Origin of the sequence: Mucilaginibacter polytrichastri (assembly GCF_001911425.1) — a bacterium.
In the GTDB taxonomy this organism is placed as follows: Bacteria; Bacteroidota; Bacteroidia; order Sphingobacteriales; family Sphingobacteriaceae; genus Mucilaginibacter; species Mucilaginibacter polytrichastri.
The window spans coordinates 1,923,953-1,945,567 of the sequence record NZ_MPPL01000001.1; the positions used below are offsets into that span (position 1 = coordinate 1,923,953).

Here is a 21,615-nt window from a genome sequence, read left to right on the forward strand (position 1 = left end):
AATATTGCTTAACCTGCCATAATATAACTACAAGGTAGGTTTGTGGCATGAAAAAGATCGTGATATTTATATTGTTTCTATCGCCCTATATATTGCTTGCTCAACAGCCTTTAAAAGGTATAGTTACAGATACCGAAGGGCGCCCTCTTGATGCCGTTACTATTACATTGAGCCTGCAAAATAAAAACATTGCCTCTGCTTTTGCCGATTCCGGAAAGTTTGTGCTGGCTACAGTAAGCCCCGGCAGTTATATACTATCTGCCACATTGGTGGGTTATAAACCACTGAGCAGATCGATAATGTTACCCAAAGATACTGTGAAACTGATGATGCAGCCTGATAGCAAACAGTTGAAAGAAGTTACCATATCTGCTAGCAAACCTATTATAGAACGTAAGATTGATAGAGTTACCTTCAATGTAGAAAACAGTATTGTAGCCAGTGGCGGGAGTGCATGGGATGCACTGACTAAGGCACCTGGGGTACAAACAACCGTTGGCAATACGATAACAGCCAATAAGAAAGATGTGCAGTTATATATGGATGGTAAATCGCTTCACCTATCGGGCGATGACCTGGCTAACTATCTGCAAGGGCTCCCTTCTGATGTGATTGCCAAAATAGAGGTTTTCTCTAACCCGCCGGCTATGTTTGATGCACAAGGGGCATCGGTTATTAATATTATAACCAAAAAATCAAAAAACCAGGGGCTTAATGTAACCCTAAATGGTGGTTTAAGCCAGGCTACCTATACGGGTTATACCGCAAGTACTAATTTTAATTACCGTAAAGATAAACTGAATGTTTATGGCAGCTATGGTTATACCTTACGCCACATAGGCCGCGAACAGCACGATTATGTAACTTATGCAACACCGGATAATTCTTCGTTCTGGGATAGCCCTGGTTATAATGTTTCTGAATCGAGGAGTAACAATTATAAAATAGGGGCAGATTATCAGCTGAGTGACAAACAGATCATTGGTTTTTTAGTGACCGGTAATAACCGCAATGGCAGCATTAAAGATAATACGCCAACCACAATTACCAGTAATGGGAAAACAACCCCCGATTCTACTTTAGAAACACATGGAAATACAGCTACTCATGGAACCCGTTATGCTTATAACCTAAATTATAATTTAAAGCTGGATACCAGCGGCCAAAGCTTAAATGTGGATTTTGATTATTCGCCCTATAAAAGCACGTACAACCAGTTTGTAAATAATGATACCTTTTTACCGGATGGAAGCCAAACTGGGAATCCGTATCATATTAATACGCCTACTATTCAAAATATTAATATTTACTCGGGTAAGCTGGATTATAATTATAAGCTGGGCAAAAAATGGAGCCTTACTTCAGGCCTCAAGTATAGCAGCATCCAGAGCAAAAATGATTTCGATTTTTACAATACAGCAGGGGCAGCGCCTGTGTTGATTACTGCCAACAGCGATCATTTTGAATATACCGAAAATACAGCTGCTGCTTATACCAGTATAACAGGCAACTTGGGCAAGTGGAGTTTTCAAGGTGGTTTACGCGGCGAATACACCCATACCAGGGGTTATTCGGTAACGCTGGATTCGCTTAATAAAAGGGCGTATTTTAAATTGTTCCCAACCTTGTTTGTAGTGTATAAGCTTAATGAAGATAACGAATTACAGTTTACCTATGGTTACCGGATTGAAAGGCCGGAATACGCGCGCTTAAACCCGGCTAAGCATTATGCAACGCCTTACAGTTACCTGGTAGGCAACCCGGGCCTGCAACCGGCCTTTGTTCAAAATCTTGAATTGGGGTATACCTACAAAAAGCAATATAACATTACCGCTTATTATACGGCTACGCACAATGTGTTTAGCAACATTACCGTACAGGATAATGTGAATCACCTTTTTTACGATACGCAGCAAAATCTGGGCTTAAGCGTCAATACCGGGGTCAGGTTATCGGCACCTTTCCATGTAGCCAACTGGTGGGAAATGAATGTAATGGCCGAGGGGTATTACCAACGCGAAAAATCTGTCTATTTACAAGGTAGCTATGATTTTCACAGGTTTTCTTATGATGCCAGTACTACACAATCATTCACGATTAGTAAAAAGATGGGATTGAAGGCCGAAATCAATGCTGTATATAATTCGCAGGGCATCCAGGGAATATTCAAAGGCAACGCTAATTATAATGTGGATGCAGGTGTAAAGGCTACCATACTAAATGGACAGGGCACACTTAAACTTGCTGCGGGTGATATCTTTTACAGTAATACCTATCACATTACTGTTAATTATCTAAATCAGAACAATGGGTTTTATCAAAAAAATGATACCCGTAATGCAACCTTAAGTTTTACTTACAGGTTTGGCAAAAACGTTGCGGCATCCCGTAAACGCAGTACTGCAAGTGAAGAAGAAAAGCAACGTGCACAATAATGCTGAGCATCATAGCGGGTAATGTTTGATTACCAATTATTGCTGTTAACTAAAGAAAATATCTGTTACAATTCATATGGAATAATTAAAGCGCTTGTTTATTTAAGGTTCTTTAATTGTTGTCTATCAGGTATTTAGTAAATTCTGCAACAGATCAACAAATAGCCCAACATGGTAGCCATCAACCAGTGCATGGTGTACGTGTATAGCAAACGGAATTTCTTTTTTGCCATTAACCTCTACCATTTTACCGACAGAAATTTTAGGGCAGCTTTCGCCCGACTTAGTGCTAGCATGCGAAAGTGCTGTAAAGTTTACCCAGGGCAAAACAGAAAAATGAATAACGTTATCTGACGGCCCTGTGGTAAACAAGCCAGATGTATTTTTAACCCGGTCAATTTCCTTAACCACACCATTGTGAAACTCCTGTAGATCTGAGAAATATTTAATGTGGGAGAACCCAAAGGTATGATCGTCCCTCATAATAGTGGCCGAAGCATCAACATTATCATACACAAAAACATCATCGCCCGTTATCCGGTATCTAAAATTTTCTATCGAATGGATGGCTATCAGCGATTTATGGAGATAGTAACTATAAAAGGATACACCCAATGCTTTAGCCTGCTCATAAGCCTTTGTGCAGTCTAATTGAACGGTAACGCCATAATAAGGCTCATCGAAATTTTTGAAGAAATTATAATGTTCTTTCCTGTTCCATCGGTTAATATCTAATTGATGCTTCATTGCGTAAAACTAATAATATTCACTTTTTATTTAATCTTCAATATTGAAGTTCAATAGCTAAATAATATAATACTGTAATAACAAACGTTTGCGTTGAGTTTGTGGCATCCTACATTTGTTAAATTGTTGAGAAGAAGGTAGTTTCAGCTTATTAACAAATATGATATCTAATCAATCAGCTTAATGCTCAAAAACCTTTTTAACGTAGTACCAAAAGGATCACTGTTATTTATTATTTTAATTACTGCAGCAATCAAAAATTTTGGAGCGATTATTCCTGCTGATTCTGCTATTGTGGTACCCCTTGGTGGCAATGGCTGGGTTAATAAAAATGCACAAGCTAAAATAACAGAGGCCGGCTTAGCTAACTGGCGGAGCGATAAGGACACGATTAGCGTTTATGTTCGTACAGAAGCCGCGGGTACTTTAAACATTAGTTTAAAGTTACGAGTGCTTGGCGGCATAAGCAGAATTAGTGTTACCGTGGGGCAAACGGTTTTAGCCCAAACTGTATCTAATACCAATATGGCTATCGTACATTTTGGTGGCGTAGCTATTGTTAAACCCGGCTATGTACAACTAAAGTTGCAAGGCATCAATAAAAGTGGCGAGGTTTACGCCGAAGTTAGTGATGTGATATTAAGTGGCACAGCACTTTCAAATGGAGCTGCTTATGTTAAAGATAATCATGGCAATTATTACTACTGGGGGCATCGCGGTCCATCGGTACATTTAAATTATGAGTTACCAAACAGGGCACAAAATAACATTGCTTATTTTTATAATGAAGTTACAGTCCTTAAGGGGCAGGATGTAATGGGTTCTTATTTTATGACCGATGGCTTTACCGGCGGCTATTTTGGTATGCAGGTAAACTCAGCAACTGAGCGGCATATCTTATTTTCTATCTGGAGCCCTTTCAGCACAGATAATCCGGAAAGCATACCCGACAGCCTAAGAATAAAATTACTAAAAAAAGGTACCGGCGTACATACAGGCGAGTTCGGAAGTGAAGGATCTGGCGGGCAAAGCTATCTCAACTACCCGTGGGTGGCCGGTAAAACGTATGCATTTTTAATCAAGGCCCAGCCAGATACCGTATTGAAAACTACTGTATTTACAGCTTGGTTTAAAGAAGCTAATCAGCCCAAATGGTTATTAATAGCCAGCTTTAATCGCCCTAAATCGGGCTTTTATTTAAACAAGCTTTATTCATTTCTCGAAAACTTTGATGAAAGTATGGGGGCCGTAACCCGTAAGGTATTCTTTGGCAATCAGTGGGTTATAGGTAATTCTGGTAAATGGTATCCTATAAATAATGCCTTGTTTACCGGGGATGCAACAGCCATTATTAACTACAGAAAAGATTATGGCGGAGGCACACAGGGTAACCTGTTTTATCTGCGTAATTGTGGGTTTTTTAATGATTTTACAATGCTTAAAACCAAATTGGTTAGGCCGTTATCGGGCAACGCACACCCCGAAATCGATATTCAAAAACTACCCTGATATGATGGAGCCAATTAAAATAATAGATTGGGGCAAGGTTGGTGGCGAAAAAATTTATCTGTATACGCTTACTAACAAAAACGGTATGAAGGTTTCTGTCTCTAACATTGGGGCGGCCATCCAATCTGTTTGGGTTAAAAATAAAACCGGAGCTTTTGACGATGTAGTACTAGGTTACGATACCGTAACCGGATACCTGGCCGATCGGTTTTACATAGGTACTGTTGTTGGGCGTTATGCCAACCGCATTGCAGGTGGCAGGGTTGATATTGAAGGAAATACGTATCAGCTAACCATAAAAGAAGGTGGCTATCATCACCATGGCGGCCGGGAGGGGTTTAATAAAAAGGTATGGCAATCTGTTCCGTTTGTTAAAAATGAAGAAACAGGTGTAGTGTTCCATTTGCTAAGCCCAAATGGAGATGAAGGTTTCCCCGGTAATCTGGCGGTTAAGGTAAAATATACGCTAACAGACCAAAACCAGTTAGTGATTGACTATTATGCAGAAACAGACCAAAGCACCCTGATTAATTTAACACAACATACTTATTTCAATTTAGCGGGTCACAATGAGGGTTGTATATTAAACCACAATTTGGTGATTAACGCTGATAAATATTTGCCGGTAAATCAAATGATTGTGCCCGAAGGCATACTAACAGATGTAGCAGATACGCCATTTGATTTTAGGAAAGCCAAACAAATAGGTAAAGAAATAGATCAACAGCACGGCCAGTTAATTTTAGGGGACGGGTATGACCATTCGTGGGTGTTAAAAAATGAGCGGTCGCAAAAGTTGCTGCTTGCTGCGAAAGTTTGTGAACCTGTAAACGGCCGTAGTTTGTTAGTTTATACTACCGAACCGGCATTACATTTATATACCGGTAATTTTCTGGATGGCTCTATTAATGGGAAGGAGCAGACTGCCTATAAACGTCGCGAGGGCTTTTGTCTGGAAACACAGAATTATCCGGATGCACCCAATAAGCCCCGTTTTCCGAGCGCTATACTTAAAAAAGGTGATATTTATAAAAGCAGAACCATTTTTGAATTTGGCATAGTTTAACAGATCTCGTAATTAAAACATAAAAACCAGACATGAAAAGAAGAGACTTTTTACAAAACACGGCTTTAGCTGCCGCCGGTTTTGCTATTTTGCCCACGGGTAGTTTATTTGCGAATGCCAATGGTAAAGCCAGGCTCGGTTACATAGGGGTTGGTGCACGTGGAATGAGCCACATTGCCGAAGGCCTTTTACGGGATGATGTTGAGATTGTAGCGATATGCGATATACAGGAAAGCTCATTGAAAATTTGCCGTGAGCGAATTGCCAAAAGTGGCCGGCCGGCTGTAAAGGAATATACAGGCGGGCTTGATGCTTATAAAGGCCTGCTGGATAGAAACGATATTGATGCTGTAATTATTGCCACACCCTGGCAATTCCATTACCAACAGTCGGTTGATGCCATGAAGGCCGGCAAATATGTAGGTTGCGAGGTAATTGCCGGGCTTACCGTTGATGAGCATTGGGATATTGTAAAAACATCTGAAAAAACAGGCATCCCTTATATGACACTCGAAAATATATGCTATCGCCGGGATGTAATGGCTGCACTTAATATGGTTAGGCAAGGCCTGTTCGGAGAAATTATTCACCTGGAGGGTGGCTACCAGCATAACCTGCGCGATGTGCTTTTTAATAATGGTAAGCAATACTATGGTGGCGGCGTTGAATTTGGCCCCGGTGCTTTAAGCGAGGCACAATGGCGTACACAATTTAACATAGACCGCGACGGCGATCTCTACCCAACGCACGGTGCCGGCCCGGTAATGCATTATGCAGATATTAATCATGGTAACCGGTTTACCAACCTGGTTTCGTTCAGCTCAAAGGCACGCGGGCTTGCGGCATATGTAGAAGAAAAAGCACCTGGAAACCCTAACGCTAAAATCGATTACAGAAATGGTGATGTTACCCAAACTATGATTAATTGCGCCAATGGCGAAACGGTGATGCTAACGCACGATACGCATTTGCCTCGCCCGTATTCTTTAGGTTTTAGGGTGCAGGGCACCAAAGGTTTATGGATGGATGTCAATAAATCCGTCTACATAGAAAATCAATCAAAAGATGATGCCTGGGAGCCGGCTAAAGACTGGTTTGATAAGTACGACCACCCACTTTGGAAAAAGTATGAAAAAGAAGCATCTGGTGCCGGGCATGGCGGTATGGATTGGTTTGTATTTAATGCCTTTATAGAATCTGTAAAGCAGAAAAAGCAAACGCCTATTGATGTTTATGATTCGGTTACTATGAGTGTAATAGGGCCGCTGTCAACCAAATCTATAGCCGAAGGAAACAAACCACAAGATTTCCCCGATTTTACCAAAGGAAAATGGAAGACCAGCAAAAACACTTTTGCATTGGGCGATAGCGGATTTTAATTATATTCTTCAACAAGGAAGCCGGTTATTATGCCGGTTTTTTTATTGAATGAAATATTTTTCACATAACTTTTATTCTAATATCAAGATCCAACCTTTACCTTTTGCCACAGGTATTTCACTATCAATATTAAAGTTATTCGCCTGCTGGAAGTTCTGAATGGCCGGAGCGGTGATGTGTGCTTTAGCCGGGTCTATGTTTAAAGCTTTCCAGTCTATTAGTAGTTTAATGCTGGTGTCGCTATCTGCCCAGCTGGCAATTGCAATCATTGTTTTTTTATCCTTTTTATAAATTGTTGCCAGTACCTTATTGTTGTTGGTTTTAACCGGATTATTATCTACCCAATAGCCAATCATTTTTGTACCCTGCATCCCGAAATTATCCCAGGCTTTCCATATCGGGCGCGGGTCTGCATTGTCGCTCCAGGGCATACGGTTGGTCATACCGTAAATCATTCCTCTCCACGGGTTGCCTCCACCTTGCAGCATTTCGCCCATTAAGCCAAAGGGTATCCCCGAAACCTCGGTTAAGAAAAAATCAGGTGAATTTTTCTCATAATCAAAATACTCCCCAAACCATAAACGGTTAAGGTAGGGGAAGTGTTCCATATACAGGTTAGCGCTGTTATTAAAACCATCGCTTTTGTTGTATTGATTGGCCGAATGCAGATCGATAATGCCCGGATGACCATCTTGCGTTAATACCCTTTTTATTCGTTTCATGGTAATACGGTCAAACGCCACATCGTCCAGGTAAATACCATCTATCCCTACGTTTTGCACCAGCCAGTTCATACCTTCCACGTAATAATTATGCCATCGGCTCATGCCACTGTTTACAATGGCTGCGTCTTTAATTTCGGGTACGTACCAGGCGGCAATGTAATCGTCGCCCAGATGCTCCTGCAACCATGAGTAACCACCGCCTTTACCGGTCGAGTAAATTTCGTGTCCCAAACTCCGCATCGGGAAGGTTTCGTAGGCACTGTTAGATAGCTCACGTACCGTGTTATAGATCTTCACTTTTAAACCAAGCCTGTGTGCCGAATCTATATAACTTTTCATGGCCTTGTGCGCTATGAAAGGATAGTTGATATACGGATTTATCGGTGTAGCATGGTGTATATTAATTACCGTTGCCCCGGTAGCCTTAATACTATCCAGGTTGCTGTACTTATGATAAAACCGTGTAGACCATTGAAAATCGGTGTTAATGGTATGGAAAGGCGTAATCAGCAACGTGAAATTATAGTACAGCACGTCGCCTTTTTTCATGCTTCGTGGGCCGCTGTAATTATCAGATAAAATAGAACTGCCTTTTAAAAACACCCGTATTCCCCCCTTGCCGCTGTTACCCCAGGAAGAGGGCAATACTAAAGGCTTCTGTAAATAGAAATTGGTATTTAACGGCCTTACATAGTTTTCATCGCGTAACGAGTATTGTAAGCCTGCGTTTACTTCGCCTATCCAGGCACCGTCCTGGTTTTTGGTGGCCACATCCCATTTCCAGTTAACGGTATCGGGGCGTATGCCACCTTTTTGGTTTAGGCCCATCAGGTATTTGGCCGACTTTTTATCAAAGGGCAGATGTAGTTTGATGTCATCCAGGTTTACATCATTTAGCGCAGTAAATTTAACAGTGTAAAATACAGCACCATCAAACTCCATGTAACCATCTACATTCATGGTCATCAAATCAGCTGTATTGTTTGCCTGCCACTTTACTATGCCCGGTTGTTTTTGGTTAAAGATCAAACCTTCACTCTTAAAAGCGATATCCTTATGTGTGGCTGCATTGATCACATGGAAATGGATACCTTCTGCCAATAAGTTTTTAGGCGTATTAGTATATTCCGTCATCTCCGGCGTATAGAATGTTTGGATCTGATCGGGGAAACCACTGTTGTTCAGCAATACTTTCCTACCCAGCAGACTAATGATTTTATCATCTACCTTTAGTGCTGTATAAGGCTTAATAACATCGTTTTGTTGCGCCAGGGTAGAGTTAAGCCAGGTTAAGCGGGTTTGCTTCTGCGGCTCATTTACACCACCATTTACGGCCTGCTGGTTCTTAATTTGTAATGTTACTTTAATAACAGTAGCCGGAGCATTGTTGGCTTTGACAGTAACCAAGCCATTATAAATGCCCGCGACCGTTTGTACCGGGATATTTACCAGGCACCAAAGCGCTTGTATATCTCCCTTATTTACATTAACGGTATTAGTCAGCAGTGTTGCATCGTATTTTACACCATCTGTATTTAAGCAAGACATAGTACTTGCCGGGATACGGTGACCATTCACATCTTTCAAATCGCTGAAAACAAGCTTTACATCTTTAACATCTCCGGATACCGGATAAATACTAAGCTGGTAGCTGAAGTTTTCGCCCTTGAGGGCGACGTCAGAAAACTTTGAGTTAACGCCTTTTTGTATCCAGCGTTGAGGCAAATCATGCGGCATTTTTAAAGGGTGCAAGCGATCTTCGGTAAACACCAGGTAAGGTTTATCCGTATTGGATTTTAACAGGCCTTTAACCTCCTGCCCGGTGGCAATTACCTCCATTGGGTAAAAGCTGTTCATGGCGTTAACAGACTCGAGGTATAACACCCTGGCATTGGTATGTTTCGCTAGTTTTCCGAGCCATTCTGCCGATGCTGTACTTACTTGTTTAAGGTATACCGCTTTGGGGTAGTTAGAGCGTGCAGTTACCTTGTAAGGCATGTAATAGATGTAATATTTACCGGCACCGGAGGCAGGCTCAAAATAAATGGTTCCGCTTTCGCGCGAAATATTTTCGACCTTAACATTTGATATGCGTTTGTTGGTTTTGGCATCAACTACAATAACCGCTTTACCAGCAGGGTCATCGCGCCTTCGCCACTCAATGTATACTTTGCTTACAGATGCCGTTGCGGGTACATCAACAACTGCCCTGTGGTTGCCCAATGAATCCGGGTTCCAGGTGTTATTACCCGATACATATTTTATTGGCTGAGCATTAGCAATGCAAAAACAAATAAGTATAAAAGCATAGGTAAATACCTGGCGCTTATTAAGTAACATGAATCTAAAACTATGCATCATATTTATTTTTTTGACCCTTAGTATAACGTATTTATTAATTGAAACTTTGTACTATCTGTTGGAGTTCAGCTTCTATCGCTATGTATTTTTCGAGCAGCGTAAATTGGTTTTTGGCTCTTACTAAATTATGTTCGGGATATTTGGCCTGATAATAAATGTCATTGTTTAAATAATCCGTTAAAAAACGCAGTGCCTGCATATAGATCATGAACTTGCCGGTGTATACAAAAAGGCTTTTCTCGGTAGGGGTAAGGTTGGTGCCCATTTCCATAAAATAGCCTTGTACAATTGCTTTAAAAATATCCTCCCGAACCTCAATTTTATCAAAGTCTGTTTCCTCTTCATTATATGGCGACAGATAGGTTCGCAGCATATCGCCAACATCGCTCATAAAGTAGCCGGGCATCACGGTATCGAGGTCTATCACACATAAACCTTTATTACTCTGATCAAATAAAACATTACTGATCTTAGTGTCATGATGAATCACCCGCAGGGGGATCAACTGATCTTTAAGAATTATTTCATACTGCCGGGCAATATCCTCGTGTTTGTGCGCACTAACAATCATGCCGGCAGTATTAATTAACCTGTTGTTATCAGCTGTTTTAAGAGCCTCCTTAAACTGTTTAAAGCGTAGGGTGAGGTTATGAAAATCCGTTAAGGTATAATGCAAATCAGAAGTCTTAAAATCGGCCAGTAGATGAGTGAATTTGCCAAATTGCTTAGCGGCTTCAAGTGCCTGGTTACGGTTTTGCACAGTATCTACAGTAAACGAGTTTTTCACAAAAGGAAATAACCGGTAGTAGTCTTCATGGTTGGGGCTATAAAGGTAATTGCCGGTTATTGTTGGTATGGGCGATATAAAAAGATAATCGCTGTGGTATTGTGCTAAGTAGCTGGCTATCTTGCTGGTATTATCTGCAATGTCATTGGGAGCTTTAAATACATTGCTGTTAATTTGTTGGAGAATAAACTCTTCTTTATGGTGCAGGTCACTAACTTTCCATGTGCCGTTAATTAAACCACTACCAAACCGCTGGATGTAATATTCATTTGCATTGAGCCCAAATTGGCGTAGAATTTCATTTAGCATTAACCTGGCTTTATTAATTGTTGTTTATCCTTAACCAAACCTAAATATTATAATGTTAAATGATGAGCGCAACCGTTTGCGTATTTTAAACAACCGTTCAATAATCCCGCAATTTGTTTTACTTTTTACGGTTTTCTACCAGTTGAGATGCTACGATCACTTTGTAATAGGCCTGCACCTCATCAGCTGATTGCGATTTGCTTACTAGCAAGTCCATCAAAATATCGGCGGCTTTTTGGCCTTGTAAATAAGGGAATTGTTCTACCGATGCAACCGGTATATAGTCCATATAATTGATAAGCGGTAGGTTGGCATAGCTAACAAACTGCAGGTCTTTATCTAAATTGATGTTTAGCTGCCGGGCATGCTTAATGGCATACAGAGCCACATAATCATTAAAGGTAACAATAGCCGTAGGGCTGCGTTTGTTGGCCAACAGAGTTTCAAGAGCGGCCTTTGTATCCTGCTCTGTTAAATTACAACTTACAATAAGTGAGGGATCAAATTTGAGGCGATTTTTTGTCATCGCCTTAATGTAACCTTCCTTGCGTTCGCCGCTTGCCGCGAGGGTTGGGGGGCCGTTAATCATGCCTATGCTGCGGTGCCCTTTTTGCAATAAGTAATTAACAGCTTCTATACTACCTGTTTCCATATTACAGGCTACGTAGTGTATATTTTTAATAGGAGGGATGCGGTCAAAAAACACAACAGGGATATTATACCGCTTTAACATATTGAAATGCTCAAAGTTGGCTGTAGTTTTAGCTACAGATACCAGCAGACCGTCAACCCGGTGGTTCTTCATTTTTTCTACCAGTTGCTTTTCTTTCTCTGCATCGTCATGCGATTGGGCCAGTAAAACAGTGTAATTTCTTTTATATGCGGTATCTTCAATAGCGCTAACCGCAGCCGAAAAAAATGCTTCAGACAGTTCGGGCAATATCACGCCGATGGTATAAGTTTTTCCCTTCTGGAAAAAGATAGCAGTTTGGTTGGGCTCGTAATTAAGTTCTTTAGCCAGCTTCTGAACCTTTAACTGGGTGCTTAAACCAATGCTTGGGTGTTTGTGCAACGCCCTGGATACGGTTGAAGCAGAAACATTAAGCATCTTAGCTATCTCTTTAATAGTTGCAGGTTTTGCTGGCATGGTGTTAATTTATGAATTTACTTTGTGGTTTTAACCAATCAGTTTAAACTCTGCTGCATCAAACAAACCCATATCGCTTAGCTTTAAATGTGGTATAACCAGTAATGCCATAAAAGATAAGGTCATAAAGGGAGATAATAATGTTGCCCCCAATTTTTTAGACATCGCATCAATGCTGGTATACGCTTCGGCAATTTCGTAGCCATCCTTGTCGCTCATTAAACCGGCTATAGGTAATTCCAATATCCTGTTTTCCGTATCGCTAACACAGCTAATGCCACCTTTTGCTTTAATAATAAGATTTACAGCCCGGCAAATACTCGCATCATCAACACCCACAACCACAATATTATGGCTATCGTGCGCTACTGATGATGCTATTGCACCCTGCTTTAAACCAAAGTTTTTGATGAAACCTTTGGCAACGGGTGTCTGTTTGTAACGGTTCACTACGGCAATTTTCAATATATCATTGTCAATATCTGTAACCAGTAACCCGTTTACAGGCGGTGTGTTAACCATTATTTTATGAGTAATTAACTGGCCATCAATGGCTTCGATAACCGGCACCGGGGTGTTATTTATAAGCTGCGGATATTCAAAATCTGCAGGGCACTTTTCATCGGCACTGAAATTATTAATGATGGTGGCCTTTGATGGTACTATGTTAGATTTACCATTGGCAGCAACCGATTGTCCGTCTATATAGGTTGCTGATACTTCAAAGTTTACCAGGTCTTTAACCATAATAAAATCGGCAAAATCACCCGGTTGTAATAATCCAATATCCAGCTTGTAATGCTTAACCGGGTTAACGCAGGCAGCTTGTAAAATGTTAAAAATATTAATGCCATAAGTAACAGCACGGGCACAAAGCTGATTAATGTGACCAATAGCCAGGCTATCCGGGTGTTTGTCATCGCTGCAAAACATAATCATATCCGGGTAATTGTTCAACAGTGGTATTAGGGCGTCGAAATTTTTTGCGGCACTCCCTTCGCGGATGATGATCTTCATACCATGCTTCAGTTTATCTAAAGCCTCGTCTATAGTAAAACATTCATGATCTGTGCTGATACCGGCTGCAATATATGCCCCGGCAGTATCGCCGCGTAAACCGGGCGCATGGCCATCTATTGGCTTACCTGCAGTTTTTGCCGCGGCTATTTTGGCCATTATTTCGGGATCATTATTAAGCACACCCGGAAAGTTCATTACCTCTGCCAGATATTTTATCTCATCGCGTCGCATCAATTCGGCAACGTCTTCTGCATCCAAATGGGCTCCCGCTGTTTCAAAAACAGTGGCAGGAACACAACTGGGTGCACCAAAGTTAAATTTAAACGGCACGGTTTTTCCATTCTCTATCATGTATTCCACGCCCGCAACCCCACAAACGTTCGCAATTTCATGTGGGTCGCTAACTGTACCTACAGTACCGTGTACTACGGCTAAACGTGCAAATTCGGCTGGTACCAGCATAGAACTTTCTATATGTACATGGGCATCAATAAAACCAGGAAGCAGATAGGGCAATGAAGCATCATCAGCACCAGTCTCTATTCTTTCAATAGACTGTATCCGTCCATCCGCAATGCTAAGCCTGGCAGGATAAATACTCCGGTTTGGGATATCTACAAATTGAGCGATAAACGCTTTAATTATTTGATTAGGATGGGCTGTTTGCTGAGTCATTGTTTGAATTTGCTGCAATGCTTTAATAAGACTTAGTGGTTTATCCTATTATTTGCAGTAAGCATCATCAAAGATATCATAGAATGATTTTAGTTGGATATTTTTTTGAAAAAGCCATTTTTGAAATTCAATTTTAAAGTAATAAACAGAGATTATGCTTAAATAATTAAGGCTGTTAATATTTATTATCGACATTTGGTGCAATGATAAATACAGATATTACTACAGGTAAACTTGAGGCCTTAACTAATTTAAGCCAGGGTTTTAAAGCTTACTTATATGATTGCGACGGCACTTTGGCCGACAATATGGGTGCCCATAAAGAAACCTATATTAAAGTTGCTGCAGATAAAGGGTTTGTGCTTAATGCAGATATTGTTGATGAGCTTGCCGGTTGGCCAACTGTAAAAGTGATTGAGGAAATAAACAAAAGATACGGTACCAGTTTTGATCCGCAAGAATTTAATGATCTGAAATACAAATTATATCTGGATGAATATATAAACCACATTAAGCCAATTGAATTTGTGGTTAACCATTTAAAGGCCCATGCGGGTAAGGTTAAAATTGGTGTTGTTTCTGGCGGTAGCCGCGAGTCAATCCAAAAAACATTGCAGATACTTGGAATTGATAGCTTGGTTGAGGTGATGGTTTGTGCCGGGGAAACTGTTAAGGGTAAACCTTATCCCGACCCATTTTTGGCAGCGGCAGAGCAATTAGGTATTGCCCCGGCCGATTGTCTGGTATTTGAGGACGGCGCACCCGGCGTAACCGCAGCAGAAGCCGCCGGAATGAAATGGATAAGAATTGATAAATTGTAATCTCATGATTCCTATTCAACGGGAAATAAAAATGCCTTAGTGTGATACATGCTGAGGCATTTTTATTATTCACTATAATCAAGATTAATCTGGTGACGATAGATTTGTCGATTGTTATTGCACTTGGTTCAGCTTAAATCTGATGACTTCAATTGATTCTTTTTTGCGGGAAATAATTACATAGAGATAGCCTTTATAAACCATGGTATGCGGGTAGCCATATTCGCCGCCTTTCCATAAACCTGCTCTTTTAAGCTGATAGGGTTGATTGGCAATTACAAAAGATTTATCAAAATATTTTCCATCAACAGCAACAGATAAAACCAGTGGGTTACGGTCATAATGATGCAGGGTATCCGGTATACCTACGTAATAAAATCTTTTATCGGGCAACCGGCCAAAGTGAAACTTACTGTCATTGTCGCTAAACGCGGTTTCTGTGGGTTTACTCCAGCTGGTCCCGTTGTCTTTGCTTTCTGTAAGCCACAATTTCCCTTTCCAGCCAGTACCTGTAACCCTTAACAACATATGAATTATGCCATCATCTGTTTGATAAAAAGAACCTTCGCAAAGCGGAGGCAAGCCCATCTTTTTAGCGGGGGCATAAAACATGGCGGGGTTATCCTGGCTGTATAAAGAATCAGGGTAAAAGCTGGTCATTTTCCAGCCGGAAAGCCCGTCTTTAACGTCGGTGTATGGAAACGAAAAATTTCCGCTGATGATAAGCCTGCCATTTTTAAGTGCCTCCGGGCCGTGGTTGGGTACTAATGGCACATGCATATCTATCGGCTCGCTCCAATGTATGGCATCCTTACTGTATTTAGCCCATAAGTGGGTATGGTTGCGGTGCTTATCATATTCGCCAAAGTAGGCAACCAGGGTATCTTTATACTGGTAAAAGCCGGCAGCTGTCAATACATTTAATGTATCCTTAGTTTTAGAAGGATTAGCCAGTACTACAGGTTTAGACCACTGTTTAAAATTATCAGCTGTTGAAATCAGCACGCGCTGACCTGGTGAATCTTCATCAATTAACCCGTTAGACCACATCGCCACCAGTTTGCCCTTAAAACTAGTGATGGATGCATGATGGGAGTATAGCCACTCTTTTTCCGGAGAAAAGATCATGGTACGCTCAATTGTTAAATGCGGTAACCCTTGTTCTGTAGTGTAGTTATTACGGATAGCGGTGCTTTGTGCGTGGGCAATATCCGATAGCTGTATAATTATGCTGGTAGCGGCTAAAATCCGGTATACTGTTTTTAACATTCGGTAGTCTTTGTTGTGGTGTTATTATTTGCATAGAGCGATAAGGAAGGCTAACAAAATGTATGGAAAACTACATTAATTTATTATACCTTTCTAAGGATTTTCTAAATTATATCAAAGATCACCAATGAAACGTTTACTGCTTTCTTTTTTTGTAATTATCCCGTTTTGTGTTTCTGCCCAGCACCATTTAAAACTGTGGTATAAACAACCCGCTAAAGTTTGGACTGAAGCCCTGCCTGTAGCTAATGGCCGTTTAGGAGCCATGGTTTTTGGCGGTACTAATGAGGAACTTATCCAACTTAACGAAGCTACTTTATGGTCTGGCGGGCCTGTGCATGGCAATATTAACCCAGATGCACCTAAATATTTGCCGGCCGTGCGGGAAGCCCTGCTTAAAAATCAGGATTATGGCGAGGCCATTAAACTGGAAAAAAAAATGCAGGGTTTATATACAGAATCGTACCTGCCCCTGGGCGATATTGTAATTAAACAACAGTTTAAAGATACTGCGCGTATGGCTTATTACCGCGATCTGGATATTAGTAAAGCCATCACGACTACCCGTTTCACCGCTGCCGGTGTTACTTATACCCGCGAGGTATTTTCGTCTGCCGCAGACCAGGTTATTGCCGTAAGGTTTACTGCGGATAAGCCCGGCCAGTTAACTTTTAAGGTATCTTCTAAAAGCTTACTGCATTACCAAACAGTAAGTATGGGTACTAATGCTTTTATTTTAAAAGGTAAGGCACCTGTGCATGCCGACCCGAACTATTACACGCATAATGACCATCCAGTTGTTTATGACGACACAGCAAAAACCGCAGGCATGCGTTATGAATGCATTTTTAAAGCAATAAACGAAGGTGGAAGCGTTACAGCCGACAATAAAGGCATTAGTGTTAAAAATGCTACGTCGGTTACACTGCTGGTTTCTGCTGCTACCAGCTTTAACGGCTTCGATCATAACCCAGATAAAAATCAGCATCAGCTGGCTTTAAATTATTTGAATAAGGCTGCTGTAAAACCGTATAGCGTATTACGAAGCGCACACGTAGCAGATTATCAGAAGTATTTTAACCGGGTAACATTTAGTATTAAACCCGCTGCGAAATATCCAAACGCAGAGTTACCAACCGATGAGCGGATTAATGCTTATACAAGGGGTGCCATTGACCCGGATTACGAAACACTTTATTTTCAGTATGGCCGCTACCTGCTTATTTCCAGTTCGAGGCCTGGTGGCACGGCTGCTAATTTACAAGGAATCTGGAATAACGAATTACGCCCGCCATGGAGCTCTAATTATACCATTAACATTAATACAGAGATGAATTATTGGCCTGCCGAAGTAACCAATCTTTCTGAAATGCATCAACCATTATTTACACTCATCAAAGGTTTATCTGTTACCGGCAAAACCACAGCCAAACAGTTTTATAACATGACTGGCTGGGTTGCGCATCATAATACAGATATATGGGCGGTATCAAACCCGGTTGGCGATAAAGGGCAGGGCGACCCGAAATGGGCTAACTGGGCCATGGGCGGCGACTGGCTTTGCCAACATTTATGGGAACATTACCGGTACACAATGGATAAAACCTTTTTGCAAAACACCGCATACCCGATTATGAAAAGCGCCGTACTATTTAGTTTAGACTGGCTGGTAGAGGATAAAGACGGTTACCTGGTTACTGCGCCATCCTTATCGCCGGAGAATGATTATATTGATGCCAACGGCAAACATGGTGAGGTTTCTGTAGCCACAACAATGGATATGTCTATCATTTATGATCTCTTTACAAATATCATAGATGCCTCACAGACGTTGGGTATCGACGCTGATTTCAGGAAAATTATCATTGCCAAAAGGGCGAAATTGTACCCAATGCACATCGGCCATTTAGGTAATTTACAAGAATGGTACAAAGATTTTGCGGATACCGACCCGCAGCACCGGCACGTATCACATTTATTTGCCTTACATCCCGGCAAGCGGATCTCGCCAATTACCACACCGGATTTTGCCGCTGCTGCACGTAAAACCCTGGAGATCCGTGGCGATGATGGTACCGGCTGGAGCCTGGCCTGGAAAATAAACTTCTGGGCACGATTGCTGGATGGCAACCATTCGCATCTACTCATCAGGGAATTGCTTAAATCAAACGCGGGTGCGCAAACAGACCATCATGGCGGCGGCGTGTATCCTAATATGTTCGATTCTTGCCCGCCGTTTCAAATCGACGGCAATTTTGGCGGCACAGCAGGTATGGCCGAAATGCTGCTGCAAAGTCATCTGGATGATATTTACCTGTTACCTGCGTTGCCGGATGCCTGGAGTACCGGCGAAATAAAAGGATTAAAAGCGCGCGGAGATTTTGAGATCGATATGAAATGGGCTGAGAAAAAACTAACCAACGCTACCGTTTATGCGGTTAAGGGCGGGGTTTGTACCATCAGATCAAACAATAAAATGATGGTTAAGGGGATGACCTTGAATACAAAAGAAACCAGCTATGGCTATGTAATTAGTTTTGTAACTCAAAAGGGTAAAACTTACCAGTTATCAGCTTTGTAAATAGATTAAAGCAGGTATGGCGATTTAAAAGCTATACCTGTTTTAATATAAAAATAATTAAGCTTCTGGAGCCGTGGGCGCCCAGCACTAATGACTGCTCAATATCTGCCGTTTTTGATGGGCCGGATATAAAGGTGGCGAAGCCGTAATCCGCATTTTCGGTTCTTTTGTAAGCAGCATGCATATCAGCTACAATGGCTGTTGCGTCAACAATCAGAGCCAGGTGCTGCGTTATAAAAGGTAATACCCGGTTGCCCATTTGTTGTTCGGTAAGCCATAAAGCACCATTCTCGGCTACGCCAAACTCAGCCTTTAAAATAGCTAATTCAACATTCTCAAGGCTATGCGGGTTAGCTTCGTTCAAAACAGAAGAATCCTCTGCAAATGTTTTCAATTCGGGTATAGGCGATACAACCCTTAATGGCGATATAATACGTTGTTGAACATGGCCTTCGATATCATCCAGGCTATCTATAAAAATAATCTGCGATCCAATATTGGTAGCTGACGTACAAAAAGTGTTTAGAATAATTTCCGGCGATTGGTTAACCGTTGCCAGCATATCAATTATAGGTGCATCAACATGCGATGGTTGGTTTTTATCGACCAATGCTAATATTTCGGCTCTGCTGCTCATCTGTTATATATTTATATCTACCGGTTGTTTTTATACCAGCTTCCAAAAGACTCTTTAGGCGGGTTAGGCATATCCCGTTGCTTGTACCAGGGATTTAATGGATTGTTAACCGCAAACGGCGCATGCTTAATTACCCATCTGCCCGCCTTGCCGGCAGTATTAAAGAGGTTGGGTGATGATAATGTCCAGCCCATTACCTGCATGCCGATACCCTTTTTATGGTCGCCATAGCCTTCTTTTACAATAACCTGCCGCCATTTGTAAAGCTGATCGTGAATATCAATTTTAACCGGGCATACATTGGTACACGAGCCGCACAGGGTTGATGCAAATGGCAAATCTGCGTAGTCTTTCATATCGAGGTTAGGTGCTAGTATAGAACCTATTGGGCCTGCTATTGCGGTATGATAACTATGCCCGCCGCTGCGGCGATAAACCGGGCAGGTATTCATACAAGCCCCGCAACGGATGCATTTTAACGAATTTCTAAAATCAGGCCGCCCTAATTGTGTACTGCGGCCATTATCCACCAATATAATATGCATTTCCTGGCCCGGTCTTGGCTTTTTAAAATGGCTGGAATAAGTGGTGATGGGTTGGCCGGTAGCGCTCCGGGCCAATAATCTTAAAAAAACACTGAGGTGTTTACGTTGGGGTACCAGTTTTTCTATACCCATACTGGCTATATGCACATCGGCCAAATGCGCACCCATATCGGCATTGCCTTCATTGGTACAAACTACAAATTCGCCTGTTTCTGCTATTGCGAAATTAACACCGGTAAGGGCAGCTTTGCGGGTTATAAATATTTCTCGCAAATGCAGGCGTGCAGTTTCAGTAAGGATCTGTGGGTCTGATATGCCCGCCTCGATACCTAAATGCTGGTGAAATAATTCGCCGATCTCTTCCTTTTTTTTGTGAATGCAGGGTAATACAATATGGCTGGGCGGTTCTTCTGCCAACTGTACTATACGTTCGCCCAAGTCAGAGTCAATAACCTCGATGCCGTTTTGTTCGAGATAGGGGTTAAGGTGGCATTCTTCAGTAAGCATCGATTTACTTTTCACCATCCGCTTAATGCCGTTACGGTTAAGGATCTCTTTTACTATCTGGTTATGCTCGGCGGCATCTTTAGCCCAGTGTACAGTTATGCCATTCTTAATAGCATTGGCTTCAAACTGCTGCAAATAATTGCTCAGGTCTGAGAGTACATTGTTTTTGATCTGCGATGCCGTTTCGCGCAGCAACTCCCAGTTATCAATCTGGTGAGCCGCTTTGTCCCGCTTTTGCCTTACCCACCATAGGGTTTCGTCATGCCAGTTTACACGATCCTCATCTTTGTTAAAATCTGCTGCAAGTTCTGCGTGGTTTTTCATGGTGCTTTCAGTAAATTATAATGTCAGATTTATACTGCAACCCCGTTTAATATTTCAGCAATATGTATCACCTTAACATCGCTTTTTTGCCTGTTCAACAAGCCTTCCATATGCATCAGGCATGACATATCTGCCGAGGTAATAAATTCCGCATGGTGTTGTATGTGATCGCTAATCCGGTCTTTTCCCATTTTGGCAGATATCGCTTCTTCGCTTACGCAAAAGGTACCACCAAAACCACAGCACTCATCGGGTCTGCTTAAGTCAATTAACTCCAGATCTTTAACCATACCCAGCAGTTTGCCCGGTTTAGAAAAATAAGGGGCATTAAGCTCGCTCATTTGCGAAATTTTTAAGCCTCGCTGCCCATGGCAGCTTTGGTGCAAACCTACCTTATGCGGGAAACTTGAGTTCAGATGCTCAATTTTGAGCACATCTGTTAAAAACTCCGTTAGCTCATAGATGGTGTGATGGATTTTGTCGGCTTCGGCTTTAGTTTCCCCCGGATGTAAATGCTCTTTAATATGTAACACGCAGCTGCCGGATGGCGAAACGATATAATCATATTCCGCAAAATTCTCGATAAACAGTTTACTGCAACCAGCCGCCAGGTGCTCATAACCAGAATTCGCCATGGGTTGGCCACAGCAGGTTTGGTTGGGCGGATAAACTACATTAACACCCAGTTTTTCCAATAATTGCAAGGTTGCTTTTGCAGCATTGGGATAAAACTGGTCGATATAGCAAGGGATAAAAAGGGCAACGGTGAT

General features: G+C 41.7%; 15 protein-coding genes. 6 read left to right on the forward strand and 9 right to left on the reverse strand.

Annotated features, from left to right (window positions below):
- The first annotated feature begins 47 nt into the window (after nt 1-47).
- Nucleotides 48-2,435, forward strand: a complete 2,388-nt coding sequence (locus tag RG47T_RS08400) for a TonB-dependent receptor (protein ID WP_074489001.1) — start codon at nt 48-50, stop codon at nt 2,433-2,435.
- Between the two features lie 126 nt (nt 2,436-2,561).
- Here RG47T_RS08400 and RG47T_RS08405 read toward each other — a convergent pair whose 3' ends face one another.
- Nucleotides 2,562-3,182, reverse strand: a complete 621-nt coding sequence (locus RG47T_RS08405) for a chloramphenicol acetyltransferase (RefSeq protein WP_074489002.1) — start codon at nt 3,180-3,182, stop codon at nt 2,562-2,564.
- Between the two features lie 183 nt (nt 3,183-3,365).
- Here RG47T_RS08405 and RG47T_RS08410 point away from each other — a divergent pair, with 183 nt between their 5' ends.
- Genes RG47T_RS08410 through RG47T_RS08420 form a run of 3 tightly spaced genes read left to right on the forward strand, consistent with a single transcriptional unit; the run spans nt 3,366 to nt 7,136 of the window.
- Nucleotides 3,366-4,691: a DUF3472 domain-containing protein gene (locus RG47T_RS08410; RefSeq protein WP_074489003.1), complete on the forward strand. Its 1,326-nt coding sequence runs from the start codon at nt 3,366-3,368 to the stop codon at nt 4,689-4,691.
- A gap of 1 nt (nt 4,692) precedes the next feature.
- Entirely contained in the window at nt 4,693-5,757 is a 1,065-nt protein-coding gene (locus tag RG47T_RS08415; RefSeq protein ID WP_216351026.1) for an aldose epimerase family protein, read from the forward strand.
- 32 nt (nt 5,758-5,789) lie between these two features.
- Nucleotides 5,790-7,136 carry a Gfo/Idh/MocA family protein gene (locus RG47T_RS08420; protein ID WP_074489004.1) on the forward strand — a complete coding sequence of 449 codons (1,347 nt, stop codon included), beginning with the start codon at nt 5,790-5,792 and terminating at the stop codon, nt 7,134-7,136.
- 72 nt (nt 7,137-7,208) lie between these two features.
- Here RG47T_RS08420 and RG47T_RS08425 read toward each other — a convergent pair whose 3' ends face one another.
- The 4 genes from RG47T_RS08425 to ade all read right to left on the reverse strand — a co-directional run bounded on the left by RG47T_RS08425 (nt 7,209) and on the right by ade (nt 14,161).
- Nucleotides 7,209-10,202 (reverse strand): glycoside hydrolase domain-containing protein, encoded by a 2,994-nt coding sequence (locus tag RG47T_RS08425; RefSeq protein ID WP_245770865.1) that lies wholly within the window; start codon nt 10,200-10,202, stop codon nt 7,209-7,211.
- 55 nt (nt 10,203-10,257) lie between these two features.
- The gene (locus tag RG47T_RS08430) at nt 10,258-11,319 is read right to left on the reverse strand and encodes a phosphotransferase enzyme family protein (protein ID WP_074489005.1); all 1,062 of its coding nucleotides are present in this window, start codon (nt 11,317-11,319) and stop codon (nt 10,258-10,260) included.
- Between the two features lie 118 nt (nt 11,320-11,437).
- Nucleotides 11,438-12,466, reverse strand: a complete 1,029-nt coding sequence (locus tag RG47T_RS08435; protein ID WP_074489006.1) for a LacI family DNA-binding transcriptional regulator — start codon at nt 12,464-12,466, stop codon at nt 11,438-11,440.
- 30 nt (nt 12,467-12,496) lie between these two features.
- Complete coding sequence (ade, locus tag RG47T_RS08440; protein WP_074489007.1) at nt 12,497-14,161, reverse strand: adenine deaminase; 1,665 nt, start codon at nt 14,159-14,161, stop codon at nt 12,497-12,499.
- Between the two features lie 203 nt (nt 14,162-14,364).
- Between ade and RG47T_RS08445 the strand changes: the two genes are divergently transcribed.
- The gene (locus RG47T_RS08445; protein ID WP_074489008.1) at nt 14,365-14,982 is read left to right on the forward strand and encodes an HAD family hydrolase; all 618 of its coding nucleotides are present in this window, start codon (nt 14,365-14,367) and stop codon (nt 14,980-14,982) included.
- 114 nt (nt 14,983-15,096) lie between these two features.
- Here the strand turns inward: RG47T_RS08445 and RG47T_RS08450 are convergent, their stop codons facing one another.
- Nucleotides 15,097-16,251 carry an exo-alpha-sialidase gene (locus RG47T_RS08450; protein WP_074489009.1) on the reverse strand — a complete coding sequence of 385 codons (1,155 nt, stop codon included), beginning with the start codon at nt 16,249-16,251 and terminating at the stop codon, nt 15,097-15,099.
- 127 nt (nt 16,252-16,378) lie between these two features.
- Here RG47T_RS08450 and RG47T_RS08455 point away from each other — a divergent pair, with 127 nt between their 5' ends.
- Complete coding sequence (locus RG47T_RS08455; protein WP_074489010.1) at nt 16,379-18,832, forward strand: glycoside hydrolase family 95 protein; 2,454 nt, start codon at nt 16,379-16,381, stop codon at nt 18,830-18,832.
- Nucleotides 18,833-18,863: 31 nt separating this feature from the next.
- Here the strand turns inward: RG47T_RS08455 and RG47T_RS08460 are convergent, their stop codons facing one another.
- The 3 genes from RG47T_RS08460 to RG47T_RS08470 are packed head-to-tail and all read right to left on the reverse strand — an operon-like array spanning nt 18,864 to nt 21,615.
- Nucleotides 18,864-19,469 carry a LutC/YkgG family protein gene (locus tag RG47T_RS08460; protein ID WP_074489011.1) on the reverse strand — a complete coding sequence of 202 codons (606 nt, stop codon included), beginning with the start codon at nt 19,467-19,469 and terminating at the stop codon, nt 18,864-18,866.
- 17 nt (nt 19,470-19,486) lie between these two features.
- Nucleotides 19,487-20,845: a lactate utilization protein B gene (locus RG47T_RS08465; RefSeq protein WP_074489012.1), complete on the reverse strand. Its 1,359-nt coding sequence runs from the start codon at nt 20,843-20,845 to the stop codon at nt 19,487-19,489.
- Between the two features lie 29 nt (nt 20,846-20,874).
- The gene (locus tag RG47T_RS08470) at nt 20,875-21,615 is read right to left on the reverse strand and encodes a (Fe-S)-binding protein (RefSeq protein WP_074493267.1); all 741 of its coding nucleotides are present in this window, start codon (nt 21,613-21,615) and stop codon (nt 20,875-20,877) included.